Source organism: Nitrosomonas sp. Nm166, from assembly GCF_900112825.1.
GTDB lineage: Bacteria > Pseudomonadota > Gammaproteobacteria > Burkholderiales > Nitrosomonadaceae > Nitrosomonas.
The window spans coordinates 14,355-31,659 of the sequence record NZ_FONE01000006.1 but is presented as its reverse complement, the minus strand read 5'-3'; the positions used below and the strand labels follow the sequence as shown (position 1 = coordinate 31,659).

Annotated in this window: 15 protein-coding genes; 13 read left to right on the top strand and 2 right to left on the bottom strand. The window is 41.2% G+C overall.

The genetic code is table 11. The features are described 5' to 3' along the window. Window positions 1-5 precede the first annotated feature (5 nt). The 9 genes from mreC (at window position 6) to BM021_RS02895 (ending at window position 9,427) form a co-directional block, all read left to right on the top strand. Window positions 6-881: a rod shape-determining protein MreC gene (gene mreC / locus BM021_RS02935; protein WP_090718705.1), complete on the top strand. Its 876-nt coding sequence runs from the start codon at window positions 6-8 to the stop codon at window positions 879-881. Beyond that, window positions 878-1,429, top strand: coding sequence for a rod shape-determining protein MreD (gene mreD / locus BM021_RS02930; protein WP_090718703.1), 552 nt, complete (start codon window positions 878-880; stop codon window positions 1,427-1,429). The genes mreC and mreD overlap by 4 nt, the downstream gene beginning before the upstream one ends. Next, complete coding sequence (gene mrdA / locus BM021_RS02925) at window positions 1,426-3,345, top strand: penicillin-binding protein 2 (protein WP_090718701.1); 1,920 nt, start codon at window positions 1,426-1,428, stop codon at window positions 3,343-3,345. Before mreD ends, mrdA begins: the two co-directional genes overlap by 4 nt. A 64-nt stretch (window positions 3,346-3,409) precedes the next feature. After that, window positions 3,410-4,510 carry a rod shape-determining protein RodA gene (rodA, locus tag BM021_RS02920; protein WP_090718699.1) on the top strand — a complete coding sequence of 367 codons (1,101 nt, stop codon included), beginning with the start codon at window positions 3,410-3,412 and terminating at the stop codon, window positions 4,508-4,510. After that, window positions 4,507-5,481, top strand: a complete 975-nt coding sequence (locus BM021_RS16455) for a septal ring lytic transglycosylase RlpA family protein (RefSeq protein ID WP_090718697.1) — start codon at window positions 4,507-4,509, stop codon at window positions 5,479-5,481. The genes rodA and BM021_RS16455 overlap by 4 nt, the downstream gene beginning before the upstream one ends. A gap of 476 nt (window positions 5,482-5,957) precedes the next feature. After that, window positions 5,958-6,545: a ubiquinone biosynthesis accessory factor UbiJ gene (locus BM021_RS02910; RefSeq protein ID WP_090718696.1), complete on the top strand. Its 588-nt coding sequence runs from the start codon at window positions 5,958-5,960 to the stop codon at window positions 6,543-6,545. A 135-nt stretch (window positions 6,546-6,680) separates the two neighbouring features. Beyond that, window positions 6,681-8,195, top strand: a complete 1,515-nt coding sequence (ubiB, locus tag BM021_RS02905; RefSeq protein WP_090718694.1) for a ubiquinone biosynthesis regulatory protein kinase UbiB — start codon at window positions 6,681-6,683, stop codon at window positions 8,193-8,195. A gap of 252 nt (window positions 8,196-8,447) precedes the next feature. After that, on the top strand, window positions 8,448-8,756 hold the full coding sequence (locus BM021_RS02900; RefSeq protein ID WP_090718692.1) for a (2Fe-2S) ferredoxin domain-containing protein: 309 nt from the start codon (window positions 8,448-8,450) through the stop codon (window positions 8,754-8,756). A 113-nt stretch (window positions 8,757-8,869) separates the two neighbouring features. Next, complete coding sequence (locus BM021_RS02895) at window positions 8,870-9,427, top strand: alpha/beta hydrolase (protein ID WP_256207743.1); 558 nt, start codon at window positions 8,870-8,872, stop codon at window positions 9,425-9,427. Between the two features lie 6 nt (window positions 9,428-9,433). Here BM021_RS02895 and BM021_RS02890 read toward each other — a convergent pair whose 3' ends face one another. Then, the gene (locus tag BM021_RS02890) at window positions 9,434-10,066 is read right to left on the bottom strand and encodes a response regulator (protein ID WP_090718688.1); all 633 of its coding nucleotides are present in this window, start codon (window positions 10,064-10,066) and stop codon (window positions 9,434-9,436) included. 1,259 nt (window positions 10,067-11,325) lie between these two features. After that, entirely contained in the window at window positions 11,326-11,880 is a 555-nt protein-coding gene (locus tag BM021_RS02880) for a DUF2780 domain-containing protein (protein WP_090718684.1), read from the bottom strand. A 179-nt stretch (window positions 11,881-12,059) separates the two neighbouring features. On the opposite strand from BM021_RS02880, the gene BM021_RS02875 reads away from it, so the two are divergent. From BM021_RS02875 to BM021_RS02860, 4 genes are all read left to right on the top strand, one after another. Continuing rightward, window positions 12,060-12,245, top strand: a complete 186-nt coding sequence (locus tag BM021_RS02875; RefSeq protein WP_090718682.1) for a hypothetical protein — start codon at window positions 12,060-12,062, stop codon at window positions 12,243-12,245. A 171-nt stretch (window positions 12,246-12,416) separates the two neighbouring features. After that, window positions 12,417-13,529, top strand: coding sequence for a magnesium/cobalt transporter CorA (gene corA, locus BM021_RS02870; RefSeq protein WP_090718842.1), 1,113 nt, complete (start codon window positions 12,417-12,419; stop codon window positions 13,527-13,529). 129 nt (window positions 13,530-13,658) lie between these two features. Beyond that, on the top strand, window positions 13,659-16,535 hold the full coding sequence (locus tag BM021_RS02865) for an ATP-binding protein (protein WP_256207742.1): 2,877 nt from the start codon (window positions 13,659-13,661) through the stop codon (window positions 16,533-16,535). Between the two features lies 1 nt (window position 16,536). Beyond that, on the top strand, window positions 16,537-17,190 hold the full coding sequence (locus tag BM021_RS02860) for a response regulator (RefSeq protein WP_256207741.1): 654 nt from the start codon (window positions 16,537-16,539) through the stop codon (window positions 17,188-17,190). Window positions 17,191-17,305 lie beyond the last annotated feature (115 nt).

Sequence of the window (17,305 nt, the reverse complement as noted above, 5' to 3'; positions counted from 1 at the left end):
GCGTAATGAAAACAGCTCCTCAGTTTTTCAGACATGGACCAGGTCCGTTTGCACGGCTGTTTGTATTCGCACTGTTATCTTGCTTACTCATTGCTGAAGATTTGCGTTTCAAGTATTTTCCTGAGTTGCGTCAAGCCATTGGCATTGTTATTTTTCCACTGCAGAAAATCGCTTATATTCCAACCCATATTTATGATCAAATTGAGGAGCTTATTGCCAGCTTTTATTTACTGGAAGAAAACATAAAGTTAAGGGAGCGGTATCTGAAGGATCGGGAGCAGCTTTTGAAATTACATGCGCTAGAAGCTGAAAATATACAATTACGCCAATTACTGGGTGCTATTCAGCAGATTGAAACTAATACTAAAGCCAAGGCCGTCTTGGCCGAGATTATGTATACGCCGCGCGACCCATTCAACCACAAGATTACCTTAAATAAAGGCAGCTTTCATGATATCCAGCTTGGTCAAGCAGTAATCGACGACAAAGGTATCGTTGGCCAAATCACACGGTTATATCCCTGGTCATCAGAAGTGACGCTTCTCACCGATAAAAATCATTCTGTTCCCGTACAAGTTTTGCGTAACAGCTTACGTTCAGTCGTTTCAGGAACAGGAAAAAATGATGAACTGGAACTACGTTACTTATCGGTTAGCACAGATATTCGGCAAGGTGATCTGCTGGTTACCTCTGGAATCGGTGGGGTATATCCTCCGGGCATTCCTGTCGCTACGGTACTTAGGATTGAGCAGGATCCAATAGATGATTTTGCCCAAGTGATCAGTACACCGGTTGCCGGTGTAGATCGAAATCGGCAAGTTTTAATTCTGTCGCTAGCACAACCAATTCCGAATAATTCTTTAGAAATGCCTAAAAATTGAATCGCAAAAAAACTAAAGACAGAAATTTAAGTCCGGATAATTACTGTAAGCAGGATGTGTATATACCGCCCAGCGGTGAATATATCGCTACAAGTTTGGTCATTGCGCTCATTCTCAATTTTCTACCGCTGCAGGAAAATATACTAATATTTCGACCTGATTTTGTAGCCATCACTATCATTTACTGGAGCGTTAATTATCCTTATAAAATGGGAATGAGCATAGCTTTCGGTATGGGATTAATGATGGATGTGGGTAACACCGCTATATTAGGGCAACACGCCTTAGCTTATTGTATAGCCGTCTATCTCACACTAATTCTGGGGCGGCGGTTGCGCATATTCAGCTTAACGCAGCAAGCACCTCAGATGGGCCTCATATTATTGGCTATGCAGATAGTGATTGTTTTAGTCGCAATCGCAAGCGGTGCTCATTTGCCTGGTTGGCAATACTTTTCTGCCACTGTAACAGGTATTTTATTATGGGTACCTATTTCCGTGCTGTTAAGTACCCCCTTGAAACAAAAATCAGACTTTAATGCGTTATGAAACACAAAGTGGAACTGCGAAACCACCCAGCCGAATTGCACAAATTTCGTATGCGTCTTGCTGTGAGTATTGGATTCATACTGATTCTCTTTCTGATATTGTATGCGCGTTTTTATTATTTACAGGTTACTCAACAGGAACACTACCATACTTTAGCAGAAGCCAATCGTATTACTATCTTGCCCTTGGTTCCAAACCGAGGTTTAATTTATGATCGCAACGGACGAGTATTGGCACAAAACTACTCCGCTTATGCATTAGAGATTACCCCCAGCAAAGTTCCGAGCGTTGAGTCTACGTTGGATGAATTAGCCACCCTGATCGAGATCACAGCTACTGATCGCCAACGCTTCAAGAAACTTATGAAGGAAAGCAAGCGATTTAAAAGTCTGCCTATTCGTAACCGTTTGACCGACGTTGAAATTGCAACTTTTGCAGCTAATCGTTACCGCTTTCCAGGCGTTGAAATCAAGGCCCGGGTCTTTCGCCAATATCCAGAAAAAGAAATCGTATCACATGTAGTGGGCTACATTAGCCGTATCAATGATCAAGACCTTGAGCAGCTTGAACTGAATGGGGAACTCAATAATTATCGCGGTTCCCATCATATTGGAAAAATTGGCATTGAGCAAAGTTATGAAACACAACTCCATGGCATCACAGGTTTTGAAGAAGTAGAAACAGATGCAGCAGGCCGTTCCATTCGCGTTCTGTCGCGCACACCGCCGATTCCTGGCAACAATTTGATTCTTTCATTAGATCTTGGATTACAGGAGGCTGCAGAAAAAGCCTTTGGGGATCGTAGGGGTGCATTGGTCGCCTTGGATCCAAATAATGGTGAAGTACTTGCTTTTGTCAGCAAACCAGGTTATGACAATAATCTTTTTATCGGTGGTATTGATCAAGAAAACTGGAGCTTGCTCAACAATTCAATAGACAGGCCACTTAACAACAGGGCGTTACGCGGTGTTTATCCACCCGGATCAACCTTTAAGCCTTTTATGGCATTAGCAGCGCTGGAACTGGGAAAACGTACACCTGAATATAGTATGGGTGATCCTGGATACTTTTCACTGCCAGGTGTGGACCGCCGTTACCGCGATTGGAAACCCGGCGGTCACGGCAGAGTTAATTTGCATAAATCCCTAGTGGTTTCCTGTGATACTTATTATTACAGTCTCGCCAATGACATGGGCATAGATAATATTCATAATTTTATCAGCCAGTTTGGATTAGGCAGAAAAACTGGAATTGATATTGAAGGTGAAGTTTCAGGGCTGTTGCCTTCGTCTGCCTGGAAAATGAATCAATATAAGCAGAAATGGTATGCTGGAGACACGATCTCAGTCTCAATTGGCCAAGGCTACAATCTTGCCACTCCCCTACAGCTCGCTTTTGCTACTATGATCATTGCCAATAATGGAAAAGCTTATCTTCCCCGGCTGGTCAAACAAATACAAAATAGTCAAACTGGGAGTATTGAGGAGCTCCCCCCAAAACTACTCTATAGTCTTAATCTAAAACCCAAGAACCTGGAAATTGTAAAGAGTGCATTGGTGGATGTCACTCGTCCCGGAGGGACAGCCGCAAAAGCTGGGCTTAACGCAGCCTATACCTTTGCCGGTAAAACTGGCACTTCACAAGTCATTGGCATCAAGCAGGGAGAACGTTACAATGAAAAATCAATCAACGAGCGTCACCGTGATCACGCCATGTTTATTGCGTACGCACCGGCGGAAGATCCCAAAATTGCTTTGGCAATATTGGTCGAAAATACCGGAACAGGCGGCTCAACAGCAGCGCCTATCGCCAGGCAAGTATTTGATTATTTCTTGTTAGGGCAATCACCAGAGCCAGAAGCAACGATTGCAAAACTCACTGAATCAACTGAGGATCATGGGCATGAACATCTTTAAGACAGAATCTAAGATGACGAAGCAATAACTCGTCAATAAAAGCCAGCAGCAAATCTGTTAACAAATGATTGAAATTAAGAAAATTTGGTATTATTTTACACGGTACATCGATGGCTTTCTTTTAGTTGGAATTATTGCATTGATGCTAGTGGGATTGATTGTGCTTTATAGTGCAACTGGCGCAAATATTAATAAAATCAGCCATCAGATGATCAACATATCGATAGCGCTGGCAGTGATGTGGTCAGTTGCAAATATTCCATTACAACACATCAGACGCCTCGCACTGCCGATGTATTTAATAGGGCTGGTTTTACTCATTGGCGTCGCTTTATTTGGCGAAATTAACAATGGTGCGAGACGCTGGCTTGATATAGGAATAACGAGAATTCAGCCCTCCGAGCTCATGAAAGTCGCCATCCCTCTTATGATGGCTTGGTATTTCGATAAACACGAAATTACTTTGCGTCTGAGAGATTATATTGGAGCAACGGTATTGTTAATGTTGCCGGTTTTTTTGATCCTGAAACAGCCTGATTTAGGCACTGCAACATTAATTTCAGCCAGTGGTTTTTATGTATTATTTCTAGCCGGATTGTCATGGCGCATCATTACTGGATTAACAATTACGGTGGCTGGTAGCTTTCCGGTATTGTGGTCAATCATGCATGATTATCAGCGCCAACGTATTATGACATTGTTGGATCCTTCACAAGATCCATTAGGTGCCGGCTACCATATTATCCAGTCATCCATCGCTATCGGCTCTGGTGGCATAGACGGCAAGGGGTGGCAAAATGGCACACAAACACAATTAGATTTTTTACCGGAACAAAGTACTGATTTTATCTTTGCTGTTTTCTCTGAAGAGTTCGGGTTAATCGGTAATACCTTATTACTTCTTTTATACCTCATAGTCATCGGACGTTGCATGATCATTACAGTGAACGCTTCTACACAGTTTACACGCCTTATTGCGGGTTCAATTACTTTGACTTTCTTTACTTATATTTTTGTGAATATGGGAATGGTCAGTGGTATTCTTCCGGTAGTAGGTGTTCCTCTCCCGCTGATCAGTTATGGCGGCACATCGATGGTGACAATGTTACTTGGTTTCGGTATTTTGATGAGTATTCAAACACATCCTAAGCTTATAAAAACATGATCAATATTTATTTAATATTTTCGAAAATAGGTAAGCCTGATTTGCCTGAAATGGCATCGCTGGTCTCTGGATTAGCATTGACATTGATTTTTGTATTGCTAACAGCTTGTAACAGTACACCTCAATATGGTGACAAGCTAAGACACAAGCATTCCTCGGCTTCTTCAGCAATTCACTCAAATTCTGGCTCAGCTGCCAGAAGGGAGGGAGGCTATTATTTGGATGATGGGCCGGATGATAATCCGCCTCCTAATCTACATTTGGTTCCAGATGCTGTACCTAAAGTTGAGCCGCTTCGCTTTGCTAATATGCAACCTTATGTAGCCATGGGAAAATATTTTAGACCCATGACCGAACTTCGTCCTTATAAAGAGCGTGGGGTCGCTTCATGGTATGGTCGCCGTTATCATGGTAACTCTACTGCTTCAGGAGAAGTTTATGATATGTATGAAATGACAGCCGCACACCCCACTTTGCCGCTACCCAGCTATGCCAAGGTAACCAATTTGGAAAATGGCAAATCAATTATTGTACGTCTCAACGATCGTGGACCGTTTCTCTCTGATCGCCTGATTGACCTTTCCTATACAGCTGCTTATAAACTGGGAATACTTGCAAATGGCAGCAGTATGGTTGAAGTTGAAAGTATATTACCTGACAGCAATATTTTTCCAACTAAACTGGCAACAACTGAACCAATTGCCACAACATTGCCTGTCAATGCCAGCAATTCGGAAATTAATATGATTTATCTGCAATTAGGTGCATTTGGATCATCGGATAATGCTCACAGCTTTCTCACGCATGTACGCAAGAGAGTCCCATGGCTGAACAATTCCGTCAATATCACAAAAAATAATGGCCTGTATAAAATACACGCAGGCCCCTATCCCGATCAAATACTTGCAAGACAAGCAGCTAGCACCATTATTCAGCACCTTGCCATTAAACCCATATTGGTAATTGACTAGATGCAAAAAAAATCCCTATTGCAAGCAATAGGGATTAAAGGGCCTCGTCATAAAGTCACTCATCACAATCCACAAACTCAATGCAAAACACCTCCCTCAGCCAAGCATCAATCCATTTTTACATTTTCGATTTCAATACTGAAAAGATTGCGATAATTTGACTTCCAATATAATACTTACTGAGTATTTTAGAAGATGAAAACAAGAAATAAATATACCTCTATATTTAAATTATGACTGTGGCCTGTCGCACACTTCTATCAAAAAAGTCAAATCGGTAACCGCTAATAATGAGTGTAAGGGCGCCTTATAATTAGTTATGGTGCTATACTCATAGGACCTAATCATGGACAGAAAAAACTGACGTTATACTTAAACTTTGTTTCTTTATGTACCAATGACTAATGCAAGTCCCGATAATAAATAGCTTTTTTATTTATATTATTAATTAGAATTTTCAGACTCCAAATATAATAATGTTAACATTTGGCATAGCAGCACCAATTAATTATGTATTACGTAGCGAGGGCTGGGCGTGTAAACGTTTGCAGTCTTTTAGCGGCCAAACAGTTTGTATTCAAATACCTCCTCTGGTTAATTTCAAAATGCTTATTGATGCAGAGGGCGAAGTACAGCAAGTTGATAATAGTATTTGCGCTGATACGGCACTCACTTTATCTCCATTCACTCTAGCCAGAATATTTGCTCGGGAATCAGTTGCATTTAAGCTGATAAAAGTAAGCGGTAACCGATTTTTTGCTAGTGAATTAATCAATATCAGCAAGCAAATCAATTTCAACATGATTCTTGAACATGATCTGAGTAAAGTAATTGGCGATATACCTGCATATCGTATAAGTCATATTGGCAAACATCTCATACAATGGAAAATAGAAAATTTTAACCGTCTATCTAAAGCCTTGGTTGAGTACTGGACAGAAGAAAATATATTTTTAACAAAACCTACAGCAATCAATCAATTTAGTCAGGAAGTAAAAAACTTACAGCTAAATACCGAGCAACTCGAGCAGCGGTTAAATAGATTAACCCAACAAAGTGCTTAATAAACGAATCTTAAACAGAACACATTTACCTTCCAACTCTTCCAATTCAATAAAAAATAATATTTATTAAGAACAAATGTAATATCTTATTACCTCCTTCAACTTACAAATGCCAGCCGACGAATTTTTATATCCATGCGCCTATTTCGCTTACTAAAGATCCAGCTTGTTGCTTTTCAATTCGGATTAGACGAGTTTGTTCTTAGTCATAGTCGATTGAGATTTTTACGGATAATTGTAAGAAGGCTCACTTTCTGGCGAAAATTGGATAAACCGCGCGGGGAAAGATTACGCTTGGCTTTAGAAACATTGGGTCCTATCTTTGTCAAATTCGGCCAAATGCTGTCGACTCGGCGAGATCTTTTACCTCACGATATCGCCGATGAGTTGGCTAAACTTCAAGATCAGGTACCCCCTTTCTCTTCTGATCTTGTATTGACAACATTAGAAAAAGTATATGAACGAAGAGTCCATGAAGTATTTTTTAAGTTTGATGCGATACCCATAGCCAGCGCATCGGTTGCGCAGGTACATTTTGCCGTACTACATGATGGAACCGAAGTGGCTGTAAAAATACTGCGCCCTAATCTGGCGCCTATTATTATGCATGACGTTGCATTAATGGACACAGGCGCATGGTTGGCTGAAGTACTTTGGGCCGACGGCAAACGTCTAAAGTTACGCCAAGTAGTTTCAGAGTTTGCACGGCATTTGGATGATGAGCTTGATCTTCTGCGTGAAGCAGCCAACTGCAGTCAGTTGCGCCGTAATTTTCTTTATTCTCCCCTGTTATTAGTACCCGAAGTTTATTGGGATTACTGCCGTAATAATGTAATGGTAATGGAGCGCGTTAAAGGCACTCCTATCAGCCATGTCTATACGTTAAGAGAACAAGGTATTGACATACCTCAATTGGCACGTGTCGGGGTAGAAATATTTTTTACGCAAGTATTTCGAGATGGATATTTCCATGCCGATATGCATCCGGGGAATATCTTTGTCGGAAAAGATGGCCGATATATTGCGGTCGATTTTGGCATTATGGGAACACTCAGCGATCAAGACAAGAATTATCTGGCACAAAACTTTCTGGCTTTTTTTCGCCGTGATTACGGGCGCGTTGCACAAGCACACGTTGAGGCTGGATGGGCACCTAAAGATACGCGGGTAGATGATTTTGAAGCAGCTATTCGAGCTGTCTGTGAGCCCATTTTTGATAAGCCGTTAAAGGAAATTTCATTTGGGCGCGTTTTAATGCAACTTTTTCAAGCTTCCCGCCAATTCAATGTAGAAATTCAACCGCAATTGGTATTACTGCAAAAAACACTGCTTAACGTTGAGGGGTTGGGGCGTGATCTGGATCCGGACCTGGATTTATGGAAAACAGCCAAACCTTTTCTGGAACATTGGATGTCTGAACAAATTGGGTTAGGTGGATTTACTAGCCGCATACAAAAGGAAGCTCCAAACTGGGCGATTATTTTGCCTGAGTTTCCACGCCTGATACATCAGGCTTTTGCTGAAAACCGCAATCATACACTGGAAAAAAGGATAACTGACCTGGTCATTGAAGAGAAGCGTCAGAATCGCCTGCTGGCGCTTATTGCCATCCTGCTGGCTGGACTACTGTTTTGGCAAATATTCCAGTGATTAGTTATAAAAATATTGGTCAAAAATGATCATTGCTGAATCCACGGAATACTTAGCTATATTCAGGGAAACGCTGATTAATTCGGCGAACGTGATGAAGCGCGAGGCGCACGGAACGCAGCAACCGAGACATATTAATCAGTGAGGAAGCGAGTACCGCGCAACGAAGCGATTCACCCGTGCAGTCAATTAACCAGCGTTTCCTTAGAACAATTAATTTGCTTAGATAACAATATCTTCTATGACATTCTTATGAGTTATTATCAGTATCATGTTTTCTTCTGCATTAATCAACGTGAAGGCGGTGCTCAATGTTGTAGCAATTTTGGCGCCCAGGAACTGCGTGATTATGCCAAGCAGCGTATTAAATCTTTAAAACTGGATGGCAAGCACAAAATTCGTATTAATAATGCGGGCTGTTTGGATCGCTGTGACGAAGGCCCAGTCATTGTTATTTATCCTGACGAGGTGTGGTATACCTATATCGACAAAGATGATATTGATGAAATTATTAGTGAGCACCTGATCAAAGGTAAGGTCGTTGAACGCCTGAGAATTTAGAATTCAACCCAATTTGACACCCTAGGTTATATTACTTGAATCCCACTCTTCAGAAGTTTTTCATAGATGGCCCTGCCGGGAAACTCGAGGTGATTCTAGGAGAACCAGAATCAATGCCGAAAGGCATTGCCCTTATTGCACATCCACATCCCTTACACGGCGGAACAATGGATAATAAGGTTGTATATACATTATTCAACACTATGCTAGAGCTTGAATTTATCACAGCCAAATTTAATTTTCGTGGCGTGGGCCAAAGTGAAGGCAGATTTGATCATGGAATCGGCGAAATAGAAGATGTGATTACAATTGCCCAGGCAATCCGTCACCAATTCAGCAATTATCCAACCGATCTACCACTACTGCTATCAGGCTTCTCATTCGGTGGCGCAATTCAATTGCATGCTGCGAAGAGGCTTAATCCCGAATTTCTCATTCTGGTGGCACCGTCTGTTGCTAATCAGAATGCACCGGCCGTGCCAGAAGCAACTCAGTTTGCCTTGATTATTCATGGGAACAAAGATGATATCGTATTGCCAGAAACCTTGCTGGCGTGGGCAACCCCTCAGTCACAACCAATCGTTTTTATACCTGGCGCTGAACATTTCTTTCATGGCAAGCTGGCAGTACTCAAGCAGCTCATATTAAAAACTTTTACCCAGAAAATCTAATAAACCTCATTCTACCAGTCGATGTTGAATCGCATACCGAACCAATTGCGCATTATTCTTCATGTTCATTTTTTCCAGAATACGGGATCGATAAGTGCTGACGGTTTTGACGCTGAGTGATAGTTTATTGGCTATCGATGTTAAAGATTCGCCAGCAACGATGAGCTTAAAAACATGAAATTCCCGATCCGAAAAGGTAACATGAGCTAATTTGTCCGAATCTAGACCCGGATTAAACAAAAGCTTCTCTGCCAGTTCAGGATTAACGTATTTACCCCCTTTAGCAAGGCGACGAATCACATGAATAAGCAAATCGATTGGACTATCTTTCGTCAAATATCCGGAAGCTCCGGCGCGAATGGCCCTGACTGCATACTCTTCCTCTGAATACATGCTTAAAACAAGAATACACGAAGCAGCATCCGCTGATAAAATTCTTTTCAGAACATCCAGCCCATTGACATCAGGCAAGTTGATATCCAATAAAACGATATCCCACTCATACTCCCGTATTTTCTTCAGAACATCCTTTCCATTCATCGCTTCGGCAACAACCTCAATGTCTCCAGTTTCATGGAGAATTCTTCTAAGCCCTTCACGAAATAAAGTATGATCATCGGCAATCAGAACTTTAATCATGATTAATTCCCAGCAAATGCTACTGCGTTAGCTGACGATATTTTCAATGTTATCATACTGCTCTGCGAGGGAATTCCCGCTATCTCCAACTTACCGCCAAATTTTTGTGCTCTCTCATTCATGCCAATTATTCCAAAAGATTCGGATCAAAAATTTTTAATTACTTGATGTCGATACCATTTACTTTAATGATAATGACAATCCTGTCCTCGGTCTCAATAAGCTCAACATGCACACGAGTGGCTTGCGAATGCCGGGTTATGTTGATAAAAACCTCCTGAATGATTCTAAGATCCTGGACTTATGAGTTTTATTGAAGCAAAATAAATTTATGCAATTGATTTAGTGAGTATAGTTATCCGTTTCTCAAACTCACGTATTAGCTATTTATTTAATTGCTCCTACAACCCTTGATTGTCCAATCCAACAGGCCGCAATTTTACCGCAATCGTTCATCCTTCCAATGACTTCGAACAGCGCAGTTGATATTTCAATCCGGACGCAAGATTCTCTTTCTATTTTGCAATCAGGTGACAAGTAATTTACGGCAGGTTCAATATCATTTTTATATAACGGCACACCATCCGGGTGAAATCTCTGATTGATGGATATTAAGAAGCTCATATTGCGTCAGCCTCATTGGCTTTAATTAATAAAATATGAATTCTTATTGCATCATAAAAAAGCATGATTCATATCATTTTGAAGCGGAAACAAGAATTCTTAATCGCATACCCAATCATCAAATATCTACGGTCATCTTCAGCCACATTAATTGTTTTAATAAACATTAAAATCTGCTGAGATAGGCATTTTTTAATGTACATAGCTAATTGCAATTTCAGAATAAACGTTCTATGCCGGGTTCGATTTAACTCACCCACATCACTTCTTCTCGATGCTCCGCGCAGCTATGTAAATATTGAAATACCTGAAAAATGCATTAAGGTACCGCATTACTTTTTATTATGACAGATAGATCAGGCAAAGAATTTTTAATAAATATTTACAATCCACCTCTATTAGCGCTTGACCTGCATTAACTTATAACTTATATAAGTCAATAAATGTAACTATCCGTATACAATTATATGTTTTAAGAATCAAGTCACTGGCTTTTTATCTAACCGATGAATGAAATGATTAGCGGTTGCAAAGCAGGCCCTTCATTGACTGCCCGATAAATCCGGCCCAAAACCAAAATATAGGGGCAAATCATCATTTGCCCCTCTTTTCCGTCTTAGACTCCAACTCTTAACTTAGCGTGCTGTCAAAGCTGATTGCAGCAGATCGGCTGTTGCCTGATCACTGGTTTGTCTTACATAATTTGTTACAACGGGAATAAATCGACCCACCATGTCTGGGGAGAGATTCAGTTGTTGGAATGATGCGGCCAGTCCGGATACATTGGCTACCGTGCTACTTGATCCTCCCGCTATAGAAGATAAGCCACCCAATCCAGACATGGCAGGCGCTGCGCCCAGCATCGTGCTCATTCCGGGGATAGATTTAGACAATGTGGCAAATGCTTGTGGGTCCATATTGCTTTGAGCCACCTGGAAAATCGCTCCTGCACCTCCTAATGCTTGTTGGGGTGACACACCTAACCGATGCACCAAAATATCGACTAGGCCAATTTGGCTGATCCCTGTTGGACTTGTAACGGCGGCTGTACTGCTTTGGACTACATCTTCTATTGTTGAAAGACTCTGATCTACCGTGCTTGAGGAGCTGCTCGGCTTGCCAGTAGTTTCACAACCCACGATAGATATAAATATTATTAAAGTACCTAATTGGACATTTATTTTATTCATGATAACTCCTTATAAAAATGGAAAGCGATAATAATTAATATTTCAATTAATAGCATGCCATTAATGAATCTTTAGTACCACATAATATGTGCATTGTCATGAATTCTTCATATTTCTGTCATCAGATCTTCACGTTGACTGATTAAGCTTTCTCTTACTACTAAATATAGGAGAAAATAATGTATTGCTTAATTAAAGAATGGCCGAACAAAATGGCAACCTTAATGACTGAAGATGGTGTAGTACTCTGGACATTCAGCGATGTCGAAGAAGCCCGTAAGGTGTGGCAAGACTGGTGCTCCCTGCAAAATGGCAGAATTGCAAATCAAATCAATTACCTTAGCAAATCTGATCCATCTACATAACCTTAGCAGGATTTTCATGATTCGTTTCCATGCATTTCACTATCAGCTGCTTTCCTGACCTTTAACGATCAGTTATATTCTTTATTCTCTCTTTTGTTGAGTGATTCTCCTCAATTGTAAGCAAAGCTCTTAGAATAAGCACCTTAGTTAACTATTTTGGGTAAGCTTATTATGAATTCTACTTTACCGTCACGGCGCCGCTTGCGTCATCAAACCAACAAATCAGTTTTAGGCAGTGCGGCAGATAAATCCGGCCTTCCGCCAGGAACATTAGTACATATTGGGAGAAAGCACGTAACGGAATGCAAAATTTCAGTCACTCAATATAATGCCGATATCCTGATACAGCACAAAATCCATTCAATTACAGAATTAAGACAGTTAAAAAACGCCGAACTGATTACCTGGGTAAATATAGATGGATTAAGCGATGTTAAGGTCGTCGAAGCTATTGGCCAAGAACTGAATATTCATCCTCTGGTGCTGGAAGATATTTTAAGTACACATCAGCGACCTAAATTGGAGGAGTATGACGATTTTCTTTATCTGGTCATTAAAGGTATCAGTATCAATCCAGAAAAAAATTTTGGCCTACAGTATGAGCAAATCAGCATTCTACTATTGGCTAAGTATGTCATTACTTTCAAAGAAAAAGCAGATGACACACTTGAACCCATTTACAGCCACTTGCAAACCACTAATGGTCGCTTGCGACAATTGGGCAGTGATTATCTTGCTTACGTCATTCTCGATACCGTTGTTGATGAGTATTTTTTTGTAGAAGACAGATTGGATGAAATCCTCGATCCCCTGGAAGACAATATATTGTTCAATTCCAGTAAAGAAATGCTGGAAACCGTGCAACAAATTCGACGCAGCTTAATTTCCATGAAACGTAATATTTCCCCTTTACGTGAGTTGCTAGCAACCATCCTACGTACAGATATGCCTTTACTGCAGGAAAGAACATTACGATATTATGGGGATGTTTATGACCACGTCCTCCGTGTCACAGATTCTCTCGAGTCTTATCGGGAAAGAATTTCTGCCATGCACGATATTTATCTTTCTAGTATTAGTAATAAATTGAATGAAACAATGAAAATTTTGACTATTTTTGCATCCATTTTCATACCGCTGACTTTTATCGCTGGTATTTATGGCATGAATTTTGAATACATGCCAGAATTAAAATGGCGCTGGGCTTATCCTGCCGTATGGGTAATCTTTATTATGGTTGGCGCGGGCTTACTTATTTTCTTCAAAAGGAAAAAATGGATGTGAATGTTTTATGTGTACTGTTGCTATCCATTCGCACTAGCATAAATAATCTGTCTACGACATACAATCTCTGGAGTTGACCAATCGTTGTGCTTATAATTTAAACGATACAAACTCAGGGAGGAGATTGATTTGCTTTTAACACGTGATGATCGCAAGATTAGTATTATCGGCGGTCTACTTTTGTTAGGATTGACGCTAACGACCGGCATCGCAGTTTATAGCGCTATGCGGCAACAGATCGAGTCTGTGCTCGGCAGAGGGTTAGATGTTGCTTTACAAGGCAAGGCGCTCCTCATAGAAAGCCTGATTGAAAAGGGAGTAGCGGATACTCGCGCATTGACTCTTCGCCCTTTTATCATTCAATCCATGAAGGAACTCAATGTACAGCCGGGCAACGATCGCGCATTACACGATCTTGCGCGAAACGTTAACTCGTTGACGCAAGCAGGTTTTTCGGCCGCGGTTATTTATGACATGCACGGTAATGTATTGTCACAAGTTGGTCGTTTTTCTGAAAACCAATCTCAGTCTTTACCACTGAATAAGTACAGTAACACTTCCTTAGTATGGGATGGACAGTTTATTCTGCGTACCGATCAAGAAGTACTCGATGAAGATATGCGCCGCCTTGGTAGTATCACAACAGAAATAACACTGCCACAACTCACTCGCAGATTTAGTGAAATAAGGTCAATCGGTGAAACCGGAGAATTCATATTGTGTGCACCGCCCGCACCTGGAAAGCAGGAAATGCCTTGCCTGATAAGCCACATTGATGGTATAAATTTTAAGTATTTGAAGCGCGTGACGGAAGTTGGTGTGCTACCGATAAGCTATGCGCTGGATGGTAAAAGCGGAGTTATTGCCGTAAAAGACTATCGTCAAATACCGGTAATCGAGGCTTATGCGCCACTACGAACGATTGGTCTCGGCATGATCTTGAAACTGGATGAAGGAGAATTATTCAGACCCGTTAATGAAGAACTAAAAATCATCATTCTTTATCTAGCCGGGTTGATTATTGCCGAGATTTTGTTATTGAATTGGTTTGTACGCAAGCTGATCAAATCAGAAAAAGAAGCACGCAACGCTAAGGAAACAGCCGAGCAATTCTCTGTTGAGCTGAGCCATAAAGAAATTGAATTGCGCGAGCGCCTGAAGGAAATCACTTGTCTGTATGAGATTCGCCACAGTACCGGCTTGGGCTTATCAGTAGACGAGGTTTGTCAGCAGATTTTTGAGCATCTGATACCTGCCATGCAATACCCAGAGCATGCTTCTGCGATGATTGAGCTGGATGGAAGGCGAATCACTTCAATAAATCAGAATCAGGACTTAGTGCATGAGCTGAAATCGGATATTACCGTCAACGGCAAAGTATGTGGCCGCCTAAGCGTTTTCTATCCCGAAGACAAGTCATTTCTCGTGCTGGAAGAGCAAAGACTCATTGATGCAATCACGAGTGATCTGGCAAAGTGGCTCGAACGCAAGCAAGTTGATGAATTACTGCGTATACGTTTGAAGGAGATTACCTGCCTTTATGAAATCCGTCGTGGTATGGGATTGGAATTATCAATGGATGATATTTCTCAACATATTTTTATGTTTTTAATTCCCGCCATGCAGTTTCCGGAAATTGCTACCATCGTTATCGAAGTCGATGGCAAGCGCTTCACTTCCAAAAATCAGGAACACAGCTTTGCCAATATATCGGCATCCAAAACCACTATCAATGACAAGGTATGCTTTGAGTGTTACAAAAAAAGTGATGCTATTGGATTCGTCTTACAATCAAAAATCAGCGTCAACGGGAGAGTATGTGGTCATTTAAGTGTGTTTTATCCTGAAGATAAACCATTTCTGGTCCTGGAAGAACAGAGACTCATTGATACGATTGCAGATGATTTAGCAAAATGGCTTGAGCGTAAGAAAGTTGATGAGTTACTGCGCGAGCGTTTAAAGGAAATCACGTGTCTCTACGAAATCCGCCGTGGTATTGGAATGGAATCATCCATAGATAATGTATGTCAGAATATTTTTGAGCATCTAATATCTGCTGTGCAATTTCCTGAAATTGCCACCGCTGTCATTGAACTGGATGGTTGGCGGTTCACTTCAGGAAAATACAGAGACCATACGCGCCTGTTGCAATCAAAAACTAAAATCAACAGCAGAGTCCGCAATCAACGACGTGCAGAACGAGATCCTGCATGTACATGTTGGTCGCCGATCAGTGTCAATGGCAAAATATGTGGCCAGTTGCGCGTATTTTATCCTTCAGATAAGCCTTTTCTGGTACCGGAAGAACAGAAACTCGTCAATGCCATCGCCAGCGATCTGGAAAGCTGGCTTGAACGTAAACGCCTAGAACAAGCGCTGGTATTTGTAGCGGAAGAACAAGCACATACTATCGGACAAGAACTGCATGATAACCTTGGGCAGCAAATAGCGGCAATTGGCTATCAGGCCAGAGCGCTGGAAAAGCAAATTTTTTCTGCAGGAAGTGAAAGTATGGCTAAAACTGCCGCTGCTATAGCCTCACAAGCCCAAATTGCCGTGATACAGATCAAGCAACTTGCTCAGGGGTTACTGCCATTTGAGTTGGAAGCTAATGGTCTAATACCTGCATTGCAAACCTTAGCAGCAAGAATAGCAACTACTTACAATATTACCTGTAACTTTTCATGCAACAATAGTATTACTATTAGTGATAATAACTTAGCGCTTAACTTATATCGAGTTGCCCAAGAAGCTGTCAATAATGCAATACGCCATGGTAAAGCGCAGCATATAGACATAGCGTTAACTTCCGAAGAAGGAATATTACGTCTATCAATTTGCGATGATGGTAGCGGTTTTGTAGGAATTGATACCAATCACAAATCAATCTCAGGCATGGGCATTAAAATCATGCAATACCGTGCAAAGCAATTGGGTGCAAAACTGGAATTTTTATCACGTAGCGAAGGCGGCACAGAAGTTCGTTTAGAAATGCGGATGGCTTAAAATGACTGCAAAAGCAAAAGTGATGTTAGTGGATGATCACGCCATGCTAAGGCATGGTATGGCAATGCTCATCAATATGGAGCCCGATATGGAGGTATTTGCTGAAGCGGGTGACGGTAATGAAGCACTTGCTATACTCAAGAAGAGCGGTCCCATCGATATTGTCTTATTGGACGTCACCCTCAAGACAGTATCTGGCTTTGAAGTGGTAAAAAGTATGCATGCGCTGACCCCTACACTCCCTGTTCTGTTTGTTTCCATGCATGATGAGTCAGTTTATGCTGAACGGGCCCTGCGGGCTGGTGCGCGCGGTTATGTTATGAAGCAAGAACCCGGCGAAGTACTGCTGGCCGCTATTCGGGAAGTCTTAAAAGGCAATGTATATTTGAGCAAGCAAATGCATGAAAAATTGCTGAAACGAATTGCAACAGGAGGATCTGAACCTGAACAATTGATCAATACACTCACTCCAAGTGAATTTGAAGTGCTACATTTGATTGGGCAAGGATATAGCAGTCAAGAAATCGCTAGGTTGCTTTGCCGCAGCATTAAAACCATTGAAACCCATCGTTTCAATATTCGGGTCAAATTAAATTTAAAAGATGGTGCTGATTTAATACGCTACGCTACACGCTGGATCTCTGAAGAGCATTAAGAAATCTCATCAATAAATTCAAAAAATGATAATTATCAATTAGTTGACAACTAATGGTTTCCCTTAGCAAAAAACCATAGTTTCCCTAATATACATTATAGTGTTGACTCGGTAC

What these genes read in the sequence shown, in the direction of transcription:
- mreC (WP_090718705.1), top strand. Translation starts at nt 6, where the DNA reads ATGAAAACAGCTCCTCAGTTTTTCAGACATGGACCAGGTCCGTTTGCA.
- mrdA (WP_090718701.1), top strand. Translation starts at nt 1,426, where the DNA reads ATGAAACACAAAGTGGAACTGCGAAACCACCCAGCCGAATTGCACAAA.
- rodA (WP_090718699.1), top strand. Translation starts at nt 3,410, where the DNA reads ATGATTGAAATTAAGAAAATTTGGTATTATTTTACACGGTACATCGAT.
- BM021_RS16455 (WP_090718697.1), top strand. Translation starts at nt 4,507, where the DNA reads ATGATCAATATTTATTTAATATTTTCGAAAATAGGTAAGCCTGATTTG.
- BM021_RS02910 (WP_090718696.1), top strand. Translation starts at nt 5,958, where the DNA reads ATGTTAACATTTGGCATAGCAGCACCAATTAATTATGTATTACGTAGC.
- ubiB (WP_090718694.1), top strand. Translation starts at nt 6,681, where the DNA reads ATGCGCCTATTTCGCTTACTAAAGATCCAGCTTGTTGCTTTTCAATTC.
- BM021_RS02900 (WP_090718692.1), top strand. Translation starts at nt 8,448, where the DNA reads ATGAGTTATTATCAGTATCATGTTTTCTTCTGCATTAATCAACGTGAA.
- BM021_RS02895 (WP_256207743.1), top strand. Translation starts at nt 8,870, where the DNA reads ATGCCGAAAGGCATTGCCCTTATTGCACATCCACATCCCTTACACGGC.
- BM021_RS02890 (WP_090718688.1), bottom strand. Translation starts at nt 10,066, where the DNA reads ATGATTAAAGTTCTGATTGCCGATGATCATACTTTATTTCGTGAAGGG.
- BM021_RS02880 (WP_090718684.1), bottom strand. Translation starts at nt 11,880, where the DNA reads ATGAATAAAATAAATGTCCAATTAGGTACTTTAATAATATTTATATCT.
- BM021_RS02875 (WP_090718682.1), top strand. Translation starts at nt 12,060, where the DNA reads ATGTATTGCTTAATTAAAGAATGGCCGAACAAAATGGCAACCTTAATG.
- corA (WP_090718842.1), top strand. Translation starts at nt 12,417, where the DNA reads ATGAATTCTACTTTACCGTCACGGCGCCGCTTGCGTCATCAAACCAAC.
- BM021_RS02860 (WP_256207741.1), top strand. Translation starts at nt 16,537, where the DNA reads ATGACTGCAAAAGCAAAAGTGATGTTAGTGGATGATCACGCCATGCTA.